This window comes from Spiribacter sp. 2438 (assembly GCF_009676705.1).
Taxonomy (GTDB): Bacteria; Pseudomonadota; Gammaproteobacteria; order Nitrococcales; family Nitrococcaceae; genus Spiribacter.
Genome location: NZ_CP046046.1, coordinates 118,050 through 138,878 on the forward strand (window position 1 = coordinate 118,050; position 20,829 = coordinate 138,878).

At 66.3% G+C, this 20,829-nt stretch carries 22 protein-coding genes; 8 read left to right on the forward strand and 14 right to left on the reverse strand.

All coding sequences use genetic code 11. The features are described from left to right. Positions 1-53 precede the first annotated feature (53 nt). The 5 genes from GJ672_RS00565 to rpsU all read right to left on the reverse strand — a co-directional run bounded on the left by GJ672_RS00565 (position 54) and on the right by rpsU (position 5,765). Complete coding sequence (locus tag GJ672_RS00565) at positions 54-1,040, reverse strand: porin (RefSeq protein ID WP_154295389.1); 987 nt, start codon at positions 1,038-1,040, stop codon at positions 54-56. 331 nt (positions 1,041-1,371) lie between these two features. After that, a complete protein-coding gene (rpoD, locus tag GJ672_RS00570) occupies positions 1,372-3,225 on the reverse strand; it encodes an RNA polymerase sigma factor RpoD (protein WP_154295390.1) in 1,854 nt (617 codons plus the stop codon). Between the two features lie 78 nt (positions 3,226-3,303). Next, entirely contained in the window at positions 3,304-5,043 is a 1,740-nt protein-coding gene (gene dnaG / locus GJ672_RS00575) for a DNA primase (protein ID WP_154295391.1), read from the reverse strand. A 46-nt stretch (positions 5,044-5,089) separates the two neighbouring features. Then, positions 5,090-5,536 carry a GatB/YqeY domain-containing protein gene (locus tag GJ672_RS00580; protein ID WP_304624829.1) on the reverse strand — a complete coding sequence of 149 codons (447 nt, stop codon included), beginning with the start codon at positions 5,534-5,536 and terminating at the stop codon, positions 5,090-5,092. A 13-nt stretch (positions 5,537-5,549) separates the two neighbouring features. Next, on the reverse strand, positions 5,550-5,765 hold the full coding sequence (gene rpsU, locus GJ672_RS00585) for a 30S ribosomal protein S21 (protein WP_154295392.1): 216 nt from the start codon (positions 5,763-5,765) through the stop codon (positions 5,550-5,552). Positions 5,766-5,883: 118 nt separating this feature from the next. Between rpsU and tsaD the strand changes: the two genes are divergently transcribed. Continuing rightward, positions 5,884-6,906, forward strand: a complete 1,023-nt coding sequence (gene tsaD, locus GJ672_RS00590) for a tRNA (adenosine(37)-N6)-threonylcarbamoyltransferase complex transferase subunit TsaD (protein ID WP_154296954.1) — start codon at positions 5,884-5,886, stop codon at positions 6,904-6,906. On the opposite strand, the gene plsY is transcribed toward tsaD, so the two are convergent. Next, entirely contained in the window at positions 6,903-7,490 is a 588-nt protein-coding gene (gene plsY, locus GJ672_RS00595) for a glycerol-3-phosphate 1-O-acyltransferase PlsY (RefSeq protein WP_154295393.1), read from the reverse strand. The genes tsaD and plsY overlap by 4 nt on opposite strands. 79 nt (positions 7,491-7,569) lie before the next feature. Between plsY and folB the strand changes: the two genes are divergently transcribed. Genes folB through GJ672_RS00615 form a run of 4 tightly spaced genes read left to right on the forward strand, consistent with a single transcriptional unit; the run spans position 7,570 to position 10,373 of the window. Further along, on the forward strand, positions 7,570-7,932 hold the full coding sequence (folB, locus tag GJ672_RS00600; protein ID WP_154295394.1) for a dihydroneopterin aldolase: 363 nt from the start codon (positions 7,570-7,572) through the stop codon (positions 7,930-7,932). Further along, entirely contained in the window at positions 7,929-8,441 is a 513-nt protein-coding gene (gene folK / locus GJ672_RS00605; RefSeq protein WP_154295395.1) for a 2-amino-4-hydroxy-6-hydroxymethyldihydropteridine diphosphokinase, read from the forward strand. The genes folB and folK overlap by 4 nt, the downstream gene beginning before the upstream one ends. A gap of 2 nt (positions 8,442-8,443) precedes the next feature. Next, entirely contained in the window at positions 8,444-9,649 is a 1,206-nt protein-coding gene (locus GJ672_RS00610; RefSeq protein WP_229381895.1) for a class I SAM-dependent methyltransferase, read from the forward strand. Between the two features lie 49 nt (positions 9,650-9,698). Continuing rightward, the gene (locus tag GJ672_RS00615; RefSeq protein ID WP_154295396.1) at positions 9,699-10,373 is read left to right on the forward strand and encodes an adenylate/guanylate cyclase domain-containing protein; all 675 of its coding nucleotides are present in this window, start codon (positions 9,699-9,701) and stop codon (positions 10,371-10,373) included. On the opposite strand, the gene GJ672_RS00620 is transcribed toward GJ672_RS00615, so the two are convergent. Both GJ672_RS00620 and GJ672_RS00625 read right to left on the reverse strand, forming a co-directional pair. Continuing rightward, positions 10,370-11,611, reverse strand: coding sequence for a multifunctional CCA addition/repair protein (locus GJ672_RS00620; RefSeq protein WP_154296956.1), 1,242 nt, complete (start codon positions 11,609-11,611; stop codon positions 10,370-10,372). The genes GJ672_RS00615 and GJ672_RS00620 overlap by 4 nt on opposite strands. 8 nt (positions 11,612-11,619) lie before the next feature. Beyond that, the gene (locus tag GJ672_RS00625) at positions 11,620-12,582 is read right to left on the reverse strand and encodes a complex I NDUFA9 subunit family protein (protein ID WP_154295397.1); all 963 of its coding nucleotides are present in this window, start codon (positions 12,580-12,582) and stop codon (positions 11,620-11,622) included. Positions 12,583-12,690: 108 nt separating this feature from the next. Here GJ672_RS00625 and GJ672_RS00630 point away from each other — a divergent pair, with 108 nt between their 5' ends. Then, on the forward strand, positions 12,691-13,479 hold the full coding sequence (locus GJ672_RS00630; RefSeq protein WP_154295398.1) for a sulfite exporter TauE/SafE family protein: 789 nt from the start codon (positions 12,691-12,693) through the stop codon (positions 13,477-13,479). Between the two features lie 7 nt (positions 13,480-13,486). Here GJ672_RS00630 and accC read toward each other — a convergent pair whose 3' ends face one another. From accC to cutA, 6 genes are all read right to left on the reverse strand, one after another. Continuing rightward, positions 13,487-14,830 (reverse strand): acetyl-CoA carboxylase biotin carboxylase subunit, encoded by a 1,344-nt coding sequence (accC, locus tag GJ672_RS00635; protein ID WP_154295399.1) that lies wholly within the window; start codon positions 14,828-14,830, stop codon positions 13,487-13,489. A gap of 10 nt (positions 14,831-14,840) precedes the next feature. Beyond that, entirely contained in the window at positions 14,841-15,290 is a 450-nt protein-coding gene (gene accB, locus GJ672_RS00640) for an acetyl-CoA carboxylase biotin carboxyl carrier protein (RefSeq protein ID WP_154295400.1), read from the reverse strand. A 3-nt stretch (positions 15,291-15,293) separates the two neighbouring features. Beyond that, a complete protein-coding gene (gene aroQ, locus GJ672_RS00645) occupies positions 15,294-15,734 on the reverse strand; it encodes a type II 3-dehydroquinate dehydratase (RefSeq protein WP_154296957.1) in 441 nt (146 codons plus the stop codon). Positions 15,735-15,834: 100 nt separating this feature from the next. Continuing rightward, a complete protein-coding gene (locus tag GJ672_RS00650; RefSeq protein ID WP_154295401.1) occupies positions 15,835-16,371 on the reverse strand; it encodes a TlpA disulfide reductase family protein in 537 nt (178 codons plus the stop codon). Between the two features lie 3 nt (positions 16,372-16,374). After that, a complete protein-coding gene (gene dsbD / locus GJ672_RS00655; RefSeq protein WP_154295402.1) occupies positions 16,375-18,276 on the reverse strand; it encodes a protein-disulfide reductase DsbD in 1,902 nt (633 codons plus the stop codon). Then, positions 18,273-18,599, reverse strand: coding sequence for a divalent-cation tolerance protein CutA (gene cutA, locus GJ672_RS00660; RefSeq protein ID WP_154295403.1), 327 nt, complete (start codon positions 18,597-18,599; stop codon positions 18,273-18,275). The genes dsbD and cutA overlap by 4 nt, the downstream gene beginning before the upstream one ends. 164 nt (positions 18,600-18,763) lie before the next feature. Here cutA and groES point away from each other — a divergent pair, with 164 nt between their 5' ends. Beyond that, complete coding sequence (gene groES / locus GJ672_RS00665; RefSeq protein WP_154295404.1) at positions 18,764-19,054, forward strand: co-chaperone GroES; 291 nt, start codon at positions 18,764-18,766, stop codon at positions 19,052-19,054. Positions 19,055-19,111: 57 nt separating this feature from the next. After that, positions 19,112-20,758, forward strand: coding sequence for a chaperonin GroEL (groL, locus tag GJ672_RS00670; RefSeq protein ID WP_154295405.1), 1,647 nt, complete (start codon positions 19,112-19,114; stop codon positions 20,756-20,758). The last annotated feature ends 71 nt before the right edge of the window (positions 20,759-20,829 follow it).

The window sequence follows — 20,829 nt, forward strand, 5'->3', positions numbered from 1 at the left end:
AAGCCCCGCCGAGGCGGGGCTTTCGAGCCGTTACAGCTTCAGATCAGGATTGATCAGAAGGAGTAACGCATGCCGATGTTGAAGGCATCTTCAACTGCGTCACCGTCGTCATCCACCGTACCACTGCTGGTGTTGCGGTATCCGACGTTCACGTCAAGACCGCCACCAAGGTCGGCGAGGAGCATGGCAGCCACGCTGCTGCCGCCTTCATCATCATCGCCATAACCAACGGTCAGGCTCAGAATGTCGGTGAGGGGAACGATGGCAGCCACGGCATAGGGGTTGTTGCCATTTTCGTCATCACTGACATGTCCGCGCAGCGACACCATATCCAAGTCAACCCGGCCGCCGAACACGACCTGGCTGGAATCGCCCGCTTCGTCACGGTCGGAATAGATCAAGCCGACCTGTCCAATGCCCGCATCGAAGCCAACAGCAACCTGGTACCGCTCGATGCCGTCAGGGTTATCGACTGTTGCTTCTTCCTGCTCGAACTTACCAGTCTCGTTTCCGTCATCATCGGTTACGGCGACATTGCGGTCCAGCTTAGTCGTGCCAGCTGTATCGGCATAGGCTGCGAACGTGAACGCATCAACGGTGAGGGAATACTGAACCGAAGCCGTGTCGCCGAATGAGAAATCATCCGAATAGTAGGCTGAAGACACTGGGCCAAGACCACGGTATACGTCGGTGTGGGCGCCGGCAAACTTGTAAACGAGATCGTCATCGATACCAGCCTGCAGAGACCCGAAGGCGCCAGAGGCGCCTGCCAATGCATAGTCGACGCCAGCATCACCATTCTCGTCGAGACCCAAGCGAGCGTAGTAGAAGGTATTGATACCCTCAACGCCTTCGCCGCTGCCGCTGACTTCCAGCTTCGAGGTGCGGTTGGACAGCGAGCCGCTGGAGCCATCCTCGGATTCATTGGTGTAGCTAAAATCGATACGGCCGGAGAATTCCGGGCTGTGATCGGCAGCCATCACGGCACCACTGGTGCCCATGGCAGCTGCGGTCAGCAGTGCAATAGTCGTCTTTTTCATTTTGAACTCCTAAAAGTTTCAGTCAAAACAACATGTTGTTTCACTCGGGCCGGCGCCGCCGTGGCGGCTGGCCGTCCCCAATGATTATCGGAGCGGTCACGTTTTGTGGCGTTATGCCAACACTTGTGGCGTTTCCGATACTCGAACCGTATACAGGGTCCGGTTGCATTGCAAGCGTTTTGTGAAAAATTATTGTGATGAAGACGCGGCAAGTGGTTGATAACCGCCAGATTGGATGTCGCGAGGGCGGCGTTGAGGCGGGGTGTTGCGGGAACGCAACAGATGAGCCAGCAGACGCGGAGGCGGCGCGGGGCCGCCCCCGGACTGGAACCTACTGCTCGTCGAGGAAGCTGCGCAGACTGTCGGAGCGGGTCGGATGCCGCAGCTTGCGCAGGGCCTTGGCCTCGATCTGGCGGATGCGCTCGCGGGTGACATCGAACTGCTTGCCCACCTCTTCGAGGGTGTGGTCGGTGTTCATGTCGATGCCAAAGCGCATGCGAAGCACCTTGGCCTCTCGCGGGGTCAGCCCGGAGAGCACTTCCCGCACCGATTCCCGCAGCCCCTCGCGGGTGGCGGAGTCCACCGGGGACATCACCGAGGTGTCTTCGATGAAGTCGCCCAGGTGGGAGTCTTCGTCATCACCGATGGGGGTCTCCATGGAAATGGGTTCCTTGGCGATCTTGAGCACCTTGCGGACCTTGTCCTCGGGCATTTCCATGCGTTCCGCCAGCTCATCGGGCTGAGGCTCGCGGCCCATCTCCTGGAGCATCTGCCGGGAGACCCGGTTGAGCTTGTTGATGGTCTCGATCATGTGCACCGGAATGCGGATGGTGCGGGCCTGATCGGCGATGGACCGGGTGATGGCCTGGCGGATCCACCAGGTGGCGTAGGTGGAAAACTTGTAACCGCGGCGGTACTCGAACTTGTCCACCGCCTTCATCAGGCCGATGTTGCCCTCCTGGATCAGGTCCAGGAACTGCAGGCCGCGGTTGGTGTACTTCTTGGCAATGGAGATCACCAGCCGCAGGTTGGCCTCGACCATTTCCTTCTTGGCCCGGCGGGCCTTGGCCTCGCCGATGGACATGCGCCGGTTGATGTCCTTGATTTCCGCCGGCGGCAGGCCGGTGAGTTCGCGGATCTGCATGAGCTCGGACTGCTCGTCCAGCAGTGCCTGGCGATGCTCCTTGAGACCGCTGCTGTAGGACTTGCCGGCGGCGATCATTTCATCGATCCAGGCGGGATCGGTCTCGCGGCCCGGGAAGGCGGCGATGAAGTCCTTGCGGGTCATGCCGGCCTGTTTGGTGGCCACCCGCATGACCTCGCGTTCGGCGGCCCGCACCCGCTCCACGGCCTTGCGCAGGTTGTTGGCCAGCCCCTCGATGACCTTGGGCACAAACTTAATGGCCAGAAACAGCCCCAGCATTTCCTGGCGGATCTCCCCCAGGCGGGGGCTGTCGGATCCCTCGGTGTCCAGGACCTCGAGCATTTCGTTGTGGAGCATTTCGATGCGATCAAAAATTTGCGCCGCCCGCTCCGGGTCCGGGCCGGTGTCGGCGGGCGGGGGCTCATCCTCGCCGGCGGCCTCGGCGGCGGCTTCCGCCGCCCGGGCGGCTTCGGCGGCGGCGGCCTGCTGGGTGGCCACCAGCTCCGGGACGTGATCCACCAGGTCGGTGATGTCCCGAAAGCCCGCCACCACATCGGTGAGACGCAGTTCGCTGTTCTGAATGCCGTGATGCAGCGCCACCATGGTGCGGGAGGACTCGGGATAACCGGACAGCGCGCCCAGCACCTGATCGAGGCCGTCCTCGATGCGCTTGGCCAGCTCGATTTCGCCCTCCCGGGTGAGCAGCTCCACGGTGCCCATCTCGCGCATGTACATGCGCACCGGGTCGGTGGTGCGGCCAAACTCGGCGTCCACGGCGGCCAGGGCCGCGGCGGCTTCCTCGGCCTCGTCCTCGTCGGTGGACACGGCGCCGTCGCTGAGCAGCAGGGTGTCGGCGTCCGGGGCGGTCTCGTGGACCGGAATGCCCATGTCGGCGATCATGCCGATGATGTCTTCGATCTGCTCCGGCTCGACAATGTCGTCGGGCAGATGGTCGTTGACTTCGGCATAGGTCAGGTAGCCCTGTTCCTTGCCGCGGGCGATGAGTTCGCGAATCTTGGATTGCTGGTCCTGAGCTGCCATAAGCTACCGATGCTGAGGTGGGCCGGTGGGCCCGCGCATATCACGCGGAACCGTAAATAATAGCACGACTTTTTCAGTTCACAACTTCAGCCGAGTCCATTCGGCCCATTCCGCCGCCGTGAGTTCCCCGGACTGCAGTCGCTGGTTGAGATGTTCCAGCCGACGCTGGGCCAGCAGCTGTCGCACGCGGTTCATGGTGTCCATAAACTCCGTTTCAAGCCCGGCATCCGGCACCAGGTGATCCCAGGTGGCCAGTTTCCACAGGGCGGATTCGAATTCACTGTCCTGGAACCGCTCCAGGATCGCGCTAGGGGTGATATGGGGCTCCTGGCGGCCCAGTTCAAGGAGCTGGACCAGCAGGGGCAGCCCCGGCAGATCATCCCGCCCCGCCAGGTCCTCAAGGTCGCCGGCCCGAGCGGCCAGCGCCGGTCGCTGCAACAACAGGGCGATGGCCAGGCGCACCGGAGTGCGGCGCACGGCGCTGGCGTCGCCGCCCAGTCCCGATTCGGTGGGGCGCCGGGTTGTCGGCGCGGCTTGGCGCTGGTCCACCACCGATTCCAGATAGTCAGCTTCCAGCCGGCCGAGACCGGCGACCCGCTCCATCAGCATGTGCCGGTAGACGTCCGGCGGCAGCTTGCGCAGCAGGGGCACCGCCTGCTCGATAAAGCGCGCCCGGCCGTCCATGGCCTGCATGTCGATGTCCGTGGACAGCCGCTGAATGAGGTAATCCGACAGCGGGGTGGCTTCCGCCAGGCGGGCCTCAAGACCCTCGCGGCCTTCCCGGCGAACCAGGTCGTCCGGGTCATCGCCTTCCGGCAAAAACAGAAACCGCACCTGACGGCCCTGGCGCATGGCGGGCAGAGCGCCTTCCAGGGCCCGCCAGGCGGCGCGGCGCCCGGCGGCGTCGCCATCGAAGCAGAACACCACGTCGCGGCTGGCCCGGAACAGGCGCTCCACCTGGCGGGTGGAGGTGGCGGTCCCCAGGGTGGCCACCGCCCGGGGCAAGCCGTGTTGCGCCAGTGCCACCACGTCCATGTAGCCCTCCACCACGAGGATGTCCGGGGGGTGACGATCCGCCTCTAGCACCTCGTGGAGGCCGTAGAGCTCCTGGCCCTTGTGAAACACCGGGGTCTCGGGGGAGTTCAGGTACTTGGGTTCGCCGTCGTCCAGCACCCGTCCGCCAAAGGCGATGGTACGGCCGCGGCGGTCGCGGATGGGAAACATGATGCGATCGCGGAAACGGTCGTAGGTGCGATTGCCGTCCCGCTCCACCACCAGGCCGGCGCGCTTCAGTGACTCGGGCTCGCCCAGAGCCTGCAGCAGGTTGTCCCAGCCCGGCGGCGCAAAGCCGATGCCATAGCGCCGGGCGATGTCACCGCTCACGCCCCGCTGGCGCAGGTAGCTCACCGCCCGGTCGCGCTGGGGGTGCTGGCGCAGGCAGGCCTGAAAGTGGCGGTTGGCCCGTTCCAGGACGTCATAAAGGCCGCCGGTCTCCGGTGGGGGGGCGGCCTGGCGAGCTTCCTCGGGGATTTCCATGCCGACGATCCCGGCCAGCTGCTCCACGGCCTCGCGGAACTCCAGCCGGTCGTATTCCATGAGAAAGCGAATGGCACTGCCGTGGGCGCCACAGCCAAAGCAGTGATAGAACTGCTTGTCGGCGGCCACGGTGAAGGAGGGGGTTTTTTCGCCGTGGAAAGGGCACAGGCCGTGGTAGTTGCTGCCGGAGCGCTTGAGCTGAACCCGCTCTCCCACCACCTCGGCGATGTCGACCCTCGCCAGCAGCTCGTCAATGAAGTGATCGGGGATTCGTCCGGCCATAACCCTTACTCTACGGCAAGGCTCGGCCGTGGGGCAGAGCGGTGGATCAGTTCAGTTGCTGCTTGACCCGGGCGCTGACGGCACCCATGTCCGCCCGGCCCTGCACCTGGGGTTTCAGCAGGGCCATGGCCTTGCCCATGTCGCGAATGGACTCGGCACCGCTTGCCTGAATGGCTTCCGCCACCAGGGCATCGATTTCGTCATCGCTGAGGGGCTGGGGCAGGAACTCGTTAATGATCTCGATTTCCGCCTTTTCGGCATCGGCGAGATCCTGGCGGCCGGCCTGTTCGTACTGAGCCACGGATTCCCGGCGCTGTTTGACCATTTTGTCCAGGATCGCCAGTACGTCGGCGTCGTCCAGGGTGCGACGCTCGTCGACTTCTTTCTGCTTGATGGCGGCGCTGATCATGCGCAGCGTGCCCAGGCGGGGTTTGTCGCCGGCACGCATGGCATGCTTGACCGCACCCATGATGCCGGTCTTCAGGTCACTCACGGGCAGGGTCCGCTCAGTAAAGGCGCTGGGTGCGCTGGTTTTCGCGCTGCACCCGCTTGGCGTGGCGCTTCACCGCGGCCGCCTGCTTGCGCTTGCGCTCCTGGGTGGGCTTTTCGTAGTGCTCGCGGCGGCGTACCTCGGAGAGGACACCCGCCTTTTCGCAGGATCGTTTGAAGCGGCGCAGGGCCACTTCGAAGGGCTCGTTCTCGCGAACCTTGACGCTCGGCATAGAGTTCTGACCTTACCGTGTTGCTGTAATCGACGTAGAATCGGGGGTTTCCGATCGAGCCGGGCAGTATAGGCCCCGGCGCCGTTCAATGCAAAAGACGCCGGGGCCATCCACCCGAATGAACATTCTGGGCATCGAAACCTCCTGTGACGAAACCGGGATCGCGGTCTACAGCGGCACGGCGGGCCTGCTGGCGCATCAGCTCCACAGCCAGGTGGACACCCATGCGGTCTACGGGGGCGTGGTGCCGGAGCTGGCCTCCCGGGATCACGTCCAGCGGGTGGTGCCCCTGGTGGAGCAGACCCTCACCGAGGCCGGGTTAAGCCGCCACGACCTGGACGGCATCGCCTACACCCGCGGGCCGGGGCTGGCCGGTGCGCTGCTGGTGGGCGCGGCGGTGGCCCGGGGGCTGGGCTGGGCCCTGGACCGGCCGGTGCTGGGGGTGCATCACATGGAGGCTCACCTGCTGGCCCCCATGCTCGAGGCGGATCCCCCGGCCTTTCCGTTTCTGGCCCTGCTGGTCTCCGGCGGTCACACCCTGCTGGTCCGGGTGGCCGACATGGGTCGTTATGAGGTGCTGGGCGAGTCGCTGGACGATGCCGCCGGCGAGGCTTTTGACAAGACCGCCAAGCGCCTGGGGCTGCCGTATCCCGGCGGGCCCCAGCTGGAGCGACTGGCGGCGGATGGTGACCCGGAGCGGTTTCGCTTTCCCCGCCCCATGACCGATCGGCCGGGGCTGGACTTCAGCTTCAGCGGCCTGAAAACCGCGGTGGTGAATACCGTGGACGAGGTGGACGACGACTGCGCGGACACCCGGGCGGCGGTGGCCCGGGCGTTTCAGGACGCGGTGGTGGACACCCTCGCCATCAAGATCCGCCGTGCCCTGCGCCAGACCGGCGTAGGGCACGTGGTGGTGGCGGGGGGCGTGGGTGCCAACCAGGTGCTCCGGCACCGACTGCGGGAGGTGGCCGCGTCGGAGGGCGCGCGGATGGCTTATCCCCGTCTCGCGTTCTGCACCGACAATGGCGCCATGATTGCCTATGCCGGTTTCTGTCGGCTGGCGGCCGGCGAGCGGGAGACCGCCGACGAGGATGTCCGGCCCCGATGGCCGCTGGACGAGCTACGGCCGCCGGGGGCCTAGGAGCGACCCAGTCGACCCTCGGTGCCGTTGATCAGCCGCTGGATGTTGCCCCGGTGGCGCCAGACGATCAGCGCGGTCATGACCGCGGTGGCAGCGGCCAGGGTCGGCGAGTCCACCAGCACCAGGCAGTAGACCGGGGCCAGCAGAAAGCTCGCCAGCGCCCCCACCGAGGAGATCCGCACCAGGCCGGCGGCCACCGCCCAGGTCAGGAGCGCGGCGACGCCCACCGGCCAGGACCAGGCCAGCAGCACCCCGAAGCCGGTGGCCACGCCCTTGCCGCCGCGAAAGCCGAAAAACACCGGATAGAGATGGCCGATGAACGCGGCCAGCCCCACGGCGGCCAGCCACGGCACACTCAGGCCGGCCGCGTGGGCGATCAGCACGGGAATGACGCCCTTGAGGGCATCCACCAACAGCGTGATCGCCGCGGCCCGCCGGCCGCCCAGACGCAGCACATTGGTGGCGCCCGGGTTGCCGCTGCCCGCCTCCCGGGGGTCGCCCAGCCCCAGGGCCCGGGCCACCAGTATGCCGGCGGACACCGACCCCGCCAGATAGCCCAGTATCAGCAGCAACCCCTCTATCATGGGCGCATTCCACCCGCTGCCCGGGGTGGGGTCAAGCGGACTTGTGCTGCCTGCTGCGACGTGGAATGCTCGCCGAGCCATGGACACCGTCTTTTTGCAGGGCCTTGAATTGCGCGCGGTGATTGGCGTGCACGACTGGGAGCGGGCCTTTGCCCAGCGCCTGCGGGTCGACCTGCGGCTGAGTGTGGACACCGCGCCGGCGGCCCGCTCGGATGCGCTGGAGGACGCGGTGGATTACGCCCGGCTGGCGGAGGCCCTGACCCGCACCGCCGCCGAGTCCAGTTATCAACTCATCGAAACCCTGGCGGATCGGCTGGCCATGCAGGCGCTGGACAATCCGGCGGTGCAGCGCGTCCAGCTGACCCTGCACAAGCCCGGTGCCGTGCCGGCGGCCCAGGGAGTCGGTGTGACCATTGAACGCAGTCAGCAAGAGGCTCTATGACCCGCGCCTATTTGAGTATCGGCAGCAACATCGATCCCGAGTATCACGTCCGCGCCGCCGTTCACGCCCTGCGCCAGCGGTATGGATCACTGGATCTTTCGCCGGTGTACCAGAATCCGCCGGTGGGTTTTGAAGGTGATGACTTTTACAACCTGGTGGCTGGACTGGAGACCGACGAGACCGCCGAGCAACTGGCGGCGGCGTGCCGGGAAATCGAAACCGCCCAGGGCCGAACCCGCGGCGCGGAGCGTTTCAGTGCCCGGACCCTGGACATCGATCTGCTGACCCTGGGCAACGAGGTGCGGGACAACGTCCCCATCCTGCCCCGGGACGAAATCCTCCGGTACGCGTTCGTTCTCAAGCCCCTGGCCGATCTGGCGCCCGACGAGCGGCATCCCGTGGACGGCCGGCGCTACGGGGACCTGTGGGCGGAGCTCGCGGAAAGCGGCGACGTCAGCCGGGCGTTTCAGCCGGTGTCGGTGGATCTGGTCACCCCGCTGGAGCCCTGAGGGTGGCTCGTCAGACGCCGCCGCCCCCGCCGGAGCCGGATGCCGCGGGTGCGGCCAACAGCCAGGCCCTTCGCGAGCGCATTGACGCGGCCATTGCCATGGCCGGGGGCTGCCTGGATTTTGCCGACTACATGGCGCTGGCCCTCTACGCCCCGGGGCTGGGTTACTACAGCGCCGGCCAGGAGCGCTTCGGCCCCGGCGGTGACTTCACCACCGCGCCGCTGATGAGCGACCTGTTCTCCCGCACCCTGGCCCGGGAGGTGGCCCGAATTCTCGAAGGCTGCCATGGCGACACCGTGCTGGAATACGGCGCGGGCACCGGCCAGATGGCGGCGGATGGGCTCGCCGAACTGGCCCGGCTGGATGCCCTGCCACGGCAATACCTCATTCTGGAAGTCAGCGCCGATCTGCGGGCCCGGCAGGCAGCCACCCTGGAGGCCCGGGTGCCGGCGCTGAAGGATCGGGTGGCTTGGCTGGACCGCTTGCCGGATAAGCCGCTGAGGGGCGTGGTGCTGGCCAACGAGGTGCTGGACGCCCTGCCGGTTCGCCGGTTCCGTCGTCAGCCCCGGGGCGTCCATCAGCTGGGAGTGGGCGTGGATGACCGGGGGGATCTGTGCTGGCGGGAGCGGCCGGCGGACGCCGAGCTAAGCGCCGCCGTGGCGGCCATCGAGTCTGATCGGGGCGAGCGCCTGCCCGACGGCTACACCTCGGAGTGGTGTGCCGGGCTGACCCCGTGGGTCCAGGCGCTGGCGGACAGCCTTGAGTCCGGGGCCGCGCTGCTGATCGACTATGGCTATCCCCGCGGCGAGTTTTACCACCCCCAGCGGGGCACCGGGACGCTGCTCTGTCACTATCGCCACCGGGCCCATGACGATCCGTTTTTCTGGCCGGGTCTGCAGGACATCACCGCCTCGGTGGACTTCACCCTGGCGGCCCGGGCGGGCCAGCAAGCGGGTCTGGACGTGCTGGGATTCGCCACCCAGGGCAATTTTCTGGCCGGCGCCGGGCTGCCGGCCCTGCTGGAGGCCGCGGCGGCCGGCGATCCCCACCGAGCCGCGGAGCTCGCCCAGGAGGCCAAACCCCTGTTGTTTCCGGACGAAATGGGCGAGCGGTTCAAGGTGCTGGGACTGGGCCGGCATCTGCCCCTGACCCTGCCCGGGTTTTCTTTCGCCGATCATCGGGAGCGGTTGTCGGCACAAAGAATTTAATTTAGTACTAATTAGCGGGAGCAAGGATGGGCAACGGTTGGGGGCAAGGATGCCGCACTGGGGGCAGGGCACCTGGTTTTACCGCTACATATCACCACCGCTGCGCGAGGTTCTGGACGCCGGGCCGGAAGTTGACAAACTGCTGCGACGGCCCCGTCTGATCTCCGCCTGCGTGATGTTCACCGACATTCGGGGCTTCACTGCGCTGTCCCGAAGCATTGATCCGAATCGTCTGGTGGACACCCTGAATCTCCACATGGCGCAGCAGGCGCGCGCCCTGGAGCAGTTCGGGGGTTATATCGAAAACTTCAAGGGCGATGGCCTGATGGCGGTCTTCGAGGGCGAGGCGATGGAAGCGCGGGCCTGTCAATGCGCCCTGGATATTCTGGACGGGGCCCGACAACCGCCGGGTAATGGCTCACCGGTGCCATTGGGCATCGGCCTGCACGCCGGCGAGGTGGTGCGGGCCAGCATCGGTGGCGAAAGCTGGCGGGTGTACGGAAGCTTCGGTTCCATGGTCAATACCGCCGCCCGGCTCTGTGATTACGCCCGTGGCCCGGCGATTCTGGCCAGCGGACCAGTAAGGGCCGCGGCAACACCGGATGCCCGATTGGCCTTTCGGCCGTTTGCCGGGCCACGGCCCCGCGACGTCGACGCCTCACTGGAGATCTTCGAGCTCGACCGCGCACAGTGGGCGGATGCCCGGACGGGGTCCGTCGGTTAGCGATGCGACGCCCGAAGTGCCTCCAGCGCCTCCCGGCGGGCGTTTTCCATGGCCTCGCCGATGGCCGGGCCCCGCAGCCCCTGATCCACGAATGCCCGGGCGTCGACGGCCAGACAGCGCTCCAGCGCCTCATGCAGATAGGCCGCCTGGGGATAGGGGCGGTCCTCCAGGCCCAGGCGGCCCCGGTAGTCCGCCTCGCAGGCACGGATAAAGGCGGTTAATCGCTCCGGTCGTCGCAGGGCGTCAATGCCCTGCAGCAGCCGCAGCAGGGTTTCCGGGCGGAGCTCCCGCACCCGGTGACACTGAAGGTGATAACGGGTCACGCCCCGGGCCAGATCCCGGCACTCGGTGGGCACCCGCAGTCGCTCGCAAAGGGCGTCGACCAGCGGCACGCCCCGCTCCTCGTGACCCCGATGGCCGGGCAGCATCCACGCCGGGGTGAGCCCCTTGCCCACGTCATGCACCAGCACCGAAAAGCGCACCGGCAGATCGCCGTCCAGCCGGACCGACTGGCTCAAGGCCAGCAGGGTGTGCTCGCCGCTGTCGATCTCCGGATGGTGGCGGGCCGGCTGGGGGACGCCGAACAGCTGGTCCACTTCGGGCAGCAGAACCGCCAGGGCGCCGCAATCCCGCAGCACCCGAATGAAAGCGCCCGGAGCGTCGGCTATCAGTGCCCGGCTGGTCTCCTTCCAGACCCGTTCCGGCACCAGGGCATCTACTTCGCCCGCCTCGACCATGGTCCGGCAGAGGGCTCGGGTCTCCTCGGCCACCTCAAAGCCCAGGGGCGCGAGGCGTGCTGCGAAGCGGGCCAGGCGCAGGATACGCACCGGGTCTTCGCCAAAGGCATCGGAGACATGGCGCAGGCGCCGGGCCCTGAGGTCTGCCTGACCGCCGTAGGGGTCTACCAGGCGGCCGTCGGTGTCCCGGGCCATGGCGTTGATGGTCAGGTCGCGGCGGGCGAGATCCGCTTCGAGGGTGATGTCGGGGCTAGCATGAAACTCGAACCCCCGGTAGCCGGGCGCCACTTTGCGCTCGGTGCGGGCCAGGGCGTATTCCTCGCCCGTTTCGGGGTGCAGAAACACCGGGAAATCCCGGCCCACCGGGCGAAAGCCCTGCCGCACCATGTCATCCGGGGTGGCGCCCACCACCACCCAGTCGCGCTCGTCCACCGGCAGTCCGAGCAGGGCATCCCGCACGGCTCCGCCGACTTCATAGGTCGTTGGCGCCGGTGGTGTCATGGCGATGTTCAGTTGTCCCGGCCGGCCTCGCGCCGCCACTCATCGTATCGCCAGCGACTGTTGCCGCTGCCCAGATAGCCGGGTGCCACCGCTTCCAGCGCGGTGGGATGAATGCCCAGGTCCGGCAGCCCGTTGTGCTGACAGACGTTGTCCACCCGGGTGGAGAGGTAGTTGTCATAGGTGTAGGGCTTGCCCGGGAAGTGCTGCAGGATCCGCCCCTGCAGCCGTGACAGCCCGTCCGGCAGTCCGACAATGAGGCGACGCTTGTCCAGCAGCGTGGCGACGTAGCGGACCAGCTCCTCCAGCGTGTAGACGGTGGGGCCACCCAGCTCGTAGCGCTGCCCAAAGCTGCTCCGATCCTCAAAAGTGGTCTGGATGGCGGCGGCCACATCGTCCACATACACCGGCTGAAAGCGGGCGTCGGGGGTCGGCAGCGGCATGAACGGCGCGATTCGTAGCACACTGGCAAAGGTGTTCAGAAAGCTGTCCGCCGGACCGAACACCACCGAGGGCTGGAATACCGTCACCGCCAGGTCGTCGCCGTTGGCGGCGAGGGCCAGCTGTTCACCCTCGCCCTTGGTGCGCTGATAGCGGCTGGGGCCCTCCGGATCGGCGCCCAGGGCGCTGACATGCAGCAGGCGGCGGACGCCGTTGTCGCGGCAGGCCACCAGCAGTTTTTCCACCAGCTGAACGTGAACGTCCTCGAATCGCCGACCGGGCTTGTTGTCTTCGTTGAGAATTGCCACCAGGTTGATGACCGCATCGACATCCGCCAGATGATGCTGAAGCTGCTGCGGGTCGTGCACATCGGCCTCGATCAGCTGCAGGTTGGGGATGGGCAGCAGGTGGCGATTGCGCTCGCGGCGGCTGGTCAGCACCTTGATGGACACCGGCGTATTGGCCAGTCGGTTGGCGATCTGGCGCCCGATGAACCCCGTGCCGCCCATGATGCAGACGCTTTTGATCCGCATGTCCTCCCGCTCCAATTCATGCTGCTGCGATGGCTGGCATTGTAGAGCAAAGCGCCGGGGGACCGTTATCTGTCATAATCCGCGGCTTCGCATTGGCCGGGGAAAGCCTTGCTGAGTCTGTTCATCTATCTGGCCGCCGGCGTTGCCGTGGGCCTTTTCTCCGGGCTGCTGGGCATCGGTGGCGGGCTGATCGTGGTGCCGGTGCTGCTGGCGGTCCTGGTGGCCCAGGGCTACGCCCTGGACGTGGCCATGCCACTGGCCGTGGCGAGCTCGCTGGCGACGATTATCGCCACCGGCCTGTCGTCGGCTCAGGCCCACTGGCGACTGGGCAATATCGTCGGTTCGGTGCTGCCGTGGCTTTTGCTGGGGCTGATGAGTGGCGCCGTGGTGGGAGCACAGCTGGCGGTGGCCATGCCCGGGCGCACCCTGCAGATCATCTTTGGCACATTCCTGCTGTTGCTCTCGGCCCGAATGATTTTCAGCGGGCGGGTGCCCGAGGGTCGTCAGATGCCGCCCCCGCCGGTGGTCGCCGGGGTGGGTGGCCTCATTGGCACCCTGTCGGGTCTGCTAGGGATTGGTGGCGGCACCATGACCGTGCCGTTCATGGCCTGGACCGGCGCGGAAATGCGCCGGGCCGTGGGCACCTCGGCGGTGGGCAATGTCGCCATCGCGCTGGCGGGCTCGGTGGGTTTCATCGTCGTCGGCACCGGCCAGGACCAGCTGCCGGCCTGGAGCACCGGCTATGTCTACTGGCCCGCGGTGGCGGGCATTGCCGTGGCCAGTGTGATCACCGCGCCGCTGGGCGCCCGACTGGCATCGCGCCTGCCCGCCCACTGGCTACGGCGGGGGTTTGCCGCATTCCTGCTGCTGGTGGGCGTGCGCATGCTGCTGGGTTGATCGCCCCTCACCGCAGGTTGAGCTTTTTCTCCAGATAGTGAATGTTGGCTCCGCCGGCCCGGAAGCCCGGATCGGCCATCAGGTTGAGGTGCAGCAGACGATTGCTCTGAATGCCCTCGATCACCAGCTCGCTGAGCGCGGTCCGCATGCGGGCGATGGCGCTGGGGCGGTCCTCGCCCCAGGCAATGATCTTGCCAATCATCGAGTCATAGTGCGGCGGCACCACGTAGCCGGTGTAGACGTGAGAGTCCACCCGGATTCCCGGCCCGCCCGGCGGATGGTAGAGGTTGATCTGGCCGGGTGACGGAATGAACCGCTCCGGGTCCTCGGCGTTAATTCGGCATTCAATGGCGTGACCGCGGAATTCGATGTCGTCCTGGCTGAATGAGAGCGCCTCCCCGCCGGCGACACGGATCTGCTCGGCCACCAGATCACGACCGGTCACCATTTCCGTCACCGGGTGCTCCACCTGGATGCGGGTGTTCATTTCGATGAAGTAGAACTCGCCATCCTGGTAGAGAAATTCGAAGGTGCCGGCACCGCGATAGCCCAGACGCTGACAGGCGGCAATGCAGCGAGCGCCGATGTCGGCCCGTTCCGCCGCGGTGATGCCTGGCGCCGGGCTCTCTTCGATGACCTTCTGGTGACGGCGCTGCATGGAGCAGTCCCGCTCGCCCAGATGGACCGCATGGCCCTGTTCGTCGGCCAGCACCTGGATTTCGATGTGGCGCGGGTCGTCCAGATATTTCTCCATGTAGACCACGCGGCTGCCAAAGGCGTTGGTGGCCTCGGTGCGGGTCACCGAAATGGCATGGAGCAGATCGTCGGCGTCGTGGACCACCCGCATGCCGCGCCCGCCGCCGCCCGCCGCGGCCTTGACGATCACCGGGTAGCCGATCTGCTCGCCGAGCCGCAGGTTATGGGCGTCATCGTCGCTCAGGGGCCCATCGGAGCCGGGGACGCAGGGCACGCCGGCTTTTTTCATGGCCTCGATGGCGGACACTTTGTCGCCCATCAGACGGATGGTTTCCGCCCGGGGGCCGATGAACCGGAACCCGGACTCCTCCACCCGTTCGGCGAAGTCGGCGTTTTCCGACAGGAATCCGAAGCCGGGATGGATGGCGTCGGCGTCGGTGACCTCGGCGGCGCTGATAATCGCCGGAATGTTCAGGTAGCTTTCCGCTGACGGCGGGCCGCCGATGCAGACCGACTCATCGGCCAGCCGGACATGCTTGAGATCCCGATCGGCGGTTGAGTGCACGGCCACCGTGGCGATGTCCAGGGCCCGGCAGGCGCGAAGAATGCGCAGGGCGATTTCGCCGCGGTTGGCGATGAGAACCTTCTGGATCATGACGCGGGCCCTACTCGATGATGAACAGCGGCTGGTCGAACTCCACCGGCTGTCCGTTTTCCAGCAGCACGCGGCGGACGGTGCCGCTGCGGTCCGCCTCGATCTGGTTGAGCATCTTCATGGCTTCGATGATGCATAGCGTGTCGCCGGCATTGACCGTCTGCCCCTCTTCCACGAATGGCTCGGACTCGGGGGACGGCGCGCGATAGAACGTCCCCACCATGGGGGAGCGGACCGGATGGCCTCCCAGGTCTGCCGGGGCTTCGGTGCTGGCCTGGTCAGCCGCTGGCGCGGCGGTGGTCGGCGTTGCCACCGGCGGCGCGGGGGCGGCCACCGGCGCGGCGGCGGGTGTGCCGGCCCGGCTGATGCGAACGCTCTCCTCGCCCTCGTGAATTTCGATTTCATTGACGCCGGATTCGTCCAGCAGCTCGATGAGTCGCTTGATCTTGCGAATATCCATTAATCAGTCCTGTAGGGGCAGTGTCCGCAGGGCCTGAAGCGCCAGCTCGTAGCCCAGAGGGCCGAGGCCGGCGATGACGCCGCGGGCAATGTCGGAAAAATAGGAATGCCGGCGAAACGTCTCGCGGGCATGGATGTTGGACAGGTGCACTTCAATGAACGGCAGGCCGGTGCCGGTAAGCGCATCCCGCAGGGCAACACTGGTGTGGGTGAAGGCGGCGGGGTTGATGATCAGGCCATCCACGCTCTCGCGGGCCGCGCGCTGCACCCGGTCCACCAGCTCGTGCTCGGCGTTGCTCTGGAAAGTCTCGAGGCTGATGCCGTCCCGGGAGGCCAGTGACAGCAGGCGCTCGTTAATGGTGTCGAGGTTGGTGTGGCCGTAGACGTCCGGCTCTCGCTGGCCCAGCAGATTGAGGTTGGGTCCATGGATGACCAGTACGCGCATCGTCACAAGCAGATCCCCGATCCCGTTCGATGCGCGATTCTCCCCCATTCGGGAGTTTTTTGTCCACGCTCGGCACCAATGCCGGCGATTTCGCCGCAGATTAGTTGGCGGAAGAGGTCAGATCCAGTAGCACCGGACGCAGGTCTTCCTCATGCAGCTGGCCGCTGAATCGCTGCAGAATCCGGCCATCACGGCTGATGATCACCGTGTAGGGCAGCGTGCCCCGTTCATTGCCATACGCCGCCGTGACATCCAGCGCAGTCTCCATGCCGTACAGTGTGGTGTAGCCCATGCGGACTTCGCCCAGGAACGTCCGAATGGGCTCGGGGTCATCGATGGCCACCCCCAGGAACCGGACGTCCCGGTCGGCGAACTCTTCGTGAAGGCGGGTGAATAGCGGAATTTCTTCACGGCAGGGCGCGCACCAGGTCGCCCAGAAGTTCAGCACCACAATGTGGTCGTCCCACTCGCTGATGCTGCGACGCTCGCCGTCAAGATCGGGCAGGGTGAACGCCGGCCGCGGCGGCGCGTCCGGTTCACCGCCCTGCTGAAACCAGTAAACCGCGAGGATTCCGCTGGCGGCGCCAATCACCGCCGCCAGCAGGATGGTCACCGCCGTGCGCACGCCACTGCTCATGATCTATCCTCCGCCCAGCCCGAATCGGGCGCGCTGGACGAATTCCTCGGCGTCCACGAATCCCACCACGCGTACATCCCGATTCTCCTGACCGTGGACGTCATAAAAAATGATGGCCGGCGGCAGATAGACCTCGAGACGGCGAAGGAGTGCGCGGTGATCATCGTTCATGGCGGTAACATCCGCCCGCAGCAGCATCGCATCGGCCACCGCCTCATGGACCCGCGGGTCGGTGAGGGTGCGCTGCTCCAGCTGAATGCAGTACACACACCAGTCGGCGTACACATCCACCATCACCGGTCGGCCCGCCGCCCGGGCATCGGCCATGGCGCGATCCAGATCGGCGGGGCTGTCAATGTCCAGAAACGCCAGCTTGCGGGACTCCTCCTGGGCCGAGCCCGTCAGGTTGGCTCCGGCGAGCGGGCGCAGCACATCATTGCCGCCGGTGGCCGCCCCCAGCAGGCTGAAGCCGCCCCATAACAACAGCACCAGGCCGAGGGTTTTCCCCAGGCGCTGCAGCGGGTTGACGCCGCTTTCCAGCCGGTCAAGGGCGCCAAGCCACACGCCGGCCCCAATCAGCAGAACCCCCCAGAGCCCGAGGGTGACGGGGCCCAGCAGGAAGCGCTCCAGCATCCACAGGGCCACCGCCAGAAAGCCGATGCCGAACAGCCCCCGCACCACCTGCATCCAGGGGCCGCTGCGTGGCAGCCAGCGGCCGGCGGCGGTGCCAATCAGCAGCAGGGGCAGGCCCATGCCATTGGCCAGGGTGAACAGCGCCAGCCCGCCCAGCCAGGCATCGCCGGTGGTGCCAATGAACACCAGGGCGGCAATCAGGGCCGGTCCGGAGCAGGCGCCGACGATCAGGGCCGAGAGCATCCCCATGAGGGCCACCCCCACCAGGGTGCCGCCTTTCTGCCGGTTGGAAAGCTGGGTCAGGCGGGTCTGCAGGCCCGCGGGCATGCGCAGCTCGTAGACCCCGAACATGCCCAGGGCCAGAATCACCAGCAGGGCGGCAAAGCTGCCCAGGACCCAGGGCGATTGCAGGTCGGCCTGGACCGCGGCACCGGTGAGTCCGGCCGCCACGCCGGCAAGCGCATAGGTGATGGCGGTGGCCTGAACGTAGACCAGGGACAGGCCGAAGGCCCGCCGGCTGCCGCTGCGGTGGGGGTCACCGGCAATCAGCCCCGAAAGGATGGGAATCATCGGGTAGAGGCAGGCAGTGAAGGCCAGCAGCAGCCCGGCCAGGAAGAACCCGCCGAGGATGGCGGGAAGGGTTGCCTCGGTGAGCAGCCGCTCCAGGCGGCCGGCCTCGCCCACCGGCCCCGCCGGTGTCCGGACCGAGTCATCCGCTCGAGCCGTCGGGAAATCCTGGCCGTCCACCGCGTCTTCCACCAGGGTGGGAGCCGTGGGGTTGATGGCGTAGTCGGTTGCGCCGCCGGCGGCGGTGGTCTCGACACGATAGGGCGGATAGCAGACGCCGGATTCCGAGCAGCCCTGCAGGTAAATGGTGACCGGTGTCGAGCCCTCCACGGCCGCCGGCAGTGCCGCGGTCAGGGTCTCAGGCTCAACCCAGACCAGCTGCCGGCCGAAGAATTCGTCTTCCCTGACCACTCCCCGAGGCAGGTCGAGGCGATCGGCATCCAGGCGCTCGCCGTCCACCAGCACGGCGACGCTCTGCCGGTAGAGGTAATAGCCGTCATGGACGTCGACATGAACCTCCAGCTGGTCGGCGGCCGGCTGCGACACCGACACCGGGAAGGCCTGCTCCACCGGCAGGACCTGGTCGCCGCTGCCGCCACCGAAAAGCCCCCCCAGGCTCTGGCCCGCGGCCGGCAGCGCCAGCGTCATCAGCAAGGCGGCCAGCAGCGCCGCCAGCCTTGCCCGACCGTGAAATAAGCGGTTCATCGGGGTTTCCGGGTCTCGCTGTCAATCCAGCCGAGATAACCGGGCAGTCCCTTGTCGATGGGCATGGCCACGATTTCCGGCAGGTCATCCGGGTGCAGGTCGAGGACACAGGCCTCCAGGCCGGCGTAGGCGTCGTCGGTGGTCTTGGCCACCAGCAGCCACTCGCCGGCCTGTTCGATGCGCCCTTCCCAGCGGTAGACGCTGGTCAAGCCCGGAATGATGTTGACGCAGGCGGCATGGTGGCGCTCCACCAGCGCCCGGGCCAGTTCATCGGCCACGCTCTGTTCGGCACAGGTAATGAAAGTCACCAGTCGCTGCGGCATGTCGCCTCCTGTTGATCAGCCCCGAATTCTATCATCGCCGGCTTCAATTCCCGCACCGGGTATTGACGGCGATGTTTTCGTCACTATCATTAGCACTCACCGGGTGCGAGTGCTAACAGCCGGCACCGGTTCTTACAACCGTCAATATCAAGGGAGACAGGAGAATGAATCTTCGCCCGCTACACGATCGAGTCGTCGTCAAGCGCATGGAAGAAGAGCGCACCACACCGGGTGGCATCGTCATCCCGGACACCGCCACCGAGAAGCCCATCCGCGGCGAGGTAGTGGCCGTGGGCAACGGCAAGCGCCTGGACAACGGCGAAGTCCGTGCCCTGGACGTCAAGGTGGGAGACAAAGTGCTGTTCGGCAAGTTCTCCGGCACCGAGGTCAAGGTCGGTGAGGAAGACGTGCTCGTCATGCGCGAGGACGACGTCATGGCAGTGATCGAGGGTTAATCACCTCTCTGCCCCAACCGAACCAAACCGTTAACCGAATCGAGAGGAAAAACAGAGATGGCAGCGAAAGATATACGCTTCGGTGACGACGCCCGTCAGCGGATGGCCGCCGGCGTGAACGTCCTGGCCAACGCGGTCAAGGTCACCCTGGGCCCGCGGGGCCGCAATGTGGTGCTCGAGAAGTCCTTTGGCGCTCCCACCGTCACCAAGGACGGTGTGTCCGTGGCCAAGGAAATCGAGCTGACCGACAAGTTTGAGAACATGGGCGCGCAGATGGTCAAGGAAGTGGCTTCCCAGACCTCCGACGCCGCCGGCGACGGCACCACCACCGCCACCGTGCTGGCCCAGGGCATCCTGCGTGAGGGCATGAAGGCCGTGGCCGCCGGCATGAACCCGATGGATCTCAAGCGCGGCATCGACAAGGCCGTGACCGCCGCGGTGGAAGAGCTCTCCAAGCTGTCCAAGCCCTGCGAGACCGACACCGCCATCGCCCAGGTGGGCTCCATTTCCGCCAACTCCGACCGGGCCATTGGCGAGATCATCGCCGACGCCATGAAGAAGGTGGGCAAGGAAGGCGTGATCACCGTCGAGGAAGGCAGTGGCCTGGAGAACGAGCTTGACGTGGTCGAGGGCATGCAGTTCGACCGTGGGTACCTGAGCCCGTACTTCATCAACAACCAGCAGAGCATGTCCGCCGAGCTGGAAGACCCCTATATCCTGCTGTGCGACAAGAAGATCTCCAACATCCGTGATCTCCTGCCGCTGCTGGAGAACGTCGCCAAGTCCAGCCGTCCGCTGCTGATCGTCGCCGAGGACATCGAGGGCGAGGCGCTGGCGACCCTGGTGGTGAACAGCATGCGGGGCATCGTCAAGGTCGCCGCCGTCAAGGCGCCGGGCTTTGGTGATCGTCGCAAGGCCATGCTTCAGGACATCGCCGTGTTGACCGGAGGCACCGTGATCTCCGAAGAAGTGGGTCTGACCCTGGAGAAGGCCACCCTGGACGACCTGGGTACCGCCAAGAAGATCAACGTCTCCAAGGAAGAGACCACCGTGGTCAACGGCGGTGGCCGTGCCGAAGACATTAAGGCGCGTGTCGACCAGATCCGTACCCAGATCGAGGATTCCACCAGCGACTACGACCGCGAGAAGCTCCAGGAGCGGGTGGCCAAGCTCGCCGGCGGTGTGGCCGTGATCAAGGTCGGGGCCGGCTCCGAGATCGAGATGAAGGAGAAGAAGGCCCGCGTCGAAGACGCCCTGCACGCCACCCGCGCTGCGGTGGAAGAAGGCATCGTGCCTGGTGGTGGCGTGGCGCTGCTGCGCACCCTCAAGGGTCTGAGTGATCTCAGCGGCGACAACAGCGACCAGGACGTTGGTGTCAGCATCGTGCGCCGGGCCCTGCAGGAGCCGCTTCGCCAGATCGTCTACAACTGCGGCGAAGACGCCTCGGTGGTGGTGAACAAGGTCGAAGCCGGCGAAGGCAACTTCGGCTACAACGCCCAGTCCGAGGAGTACGGCGACATGGTGGAGATGGGCATCCTTGACCCCACCAAGGTGACCCGCACCGCCCTGCAGAACGCGGCTTCGGTCTCCGGTCTGCTGATCACCACCGAGTGCATGGTGGCCGAGCACCCGGAAGAAAAGGGTGACGCCGGTGCCGGCATGGGTGGCATGGACGGCATGGGTGGCATGGGCGGCATGATGTAATCAGTCCCCCGGCAACCCACCGGCCCCATCCGGGCCGGTAGGCCAGCCAAGCCCCGCTTCGGCGGGGCTTT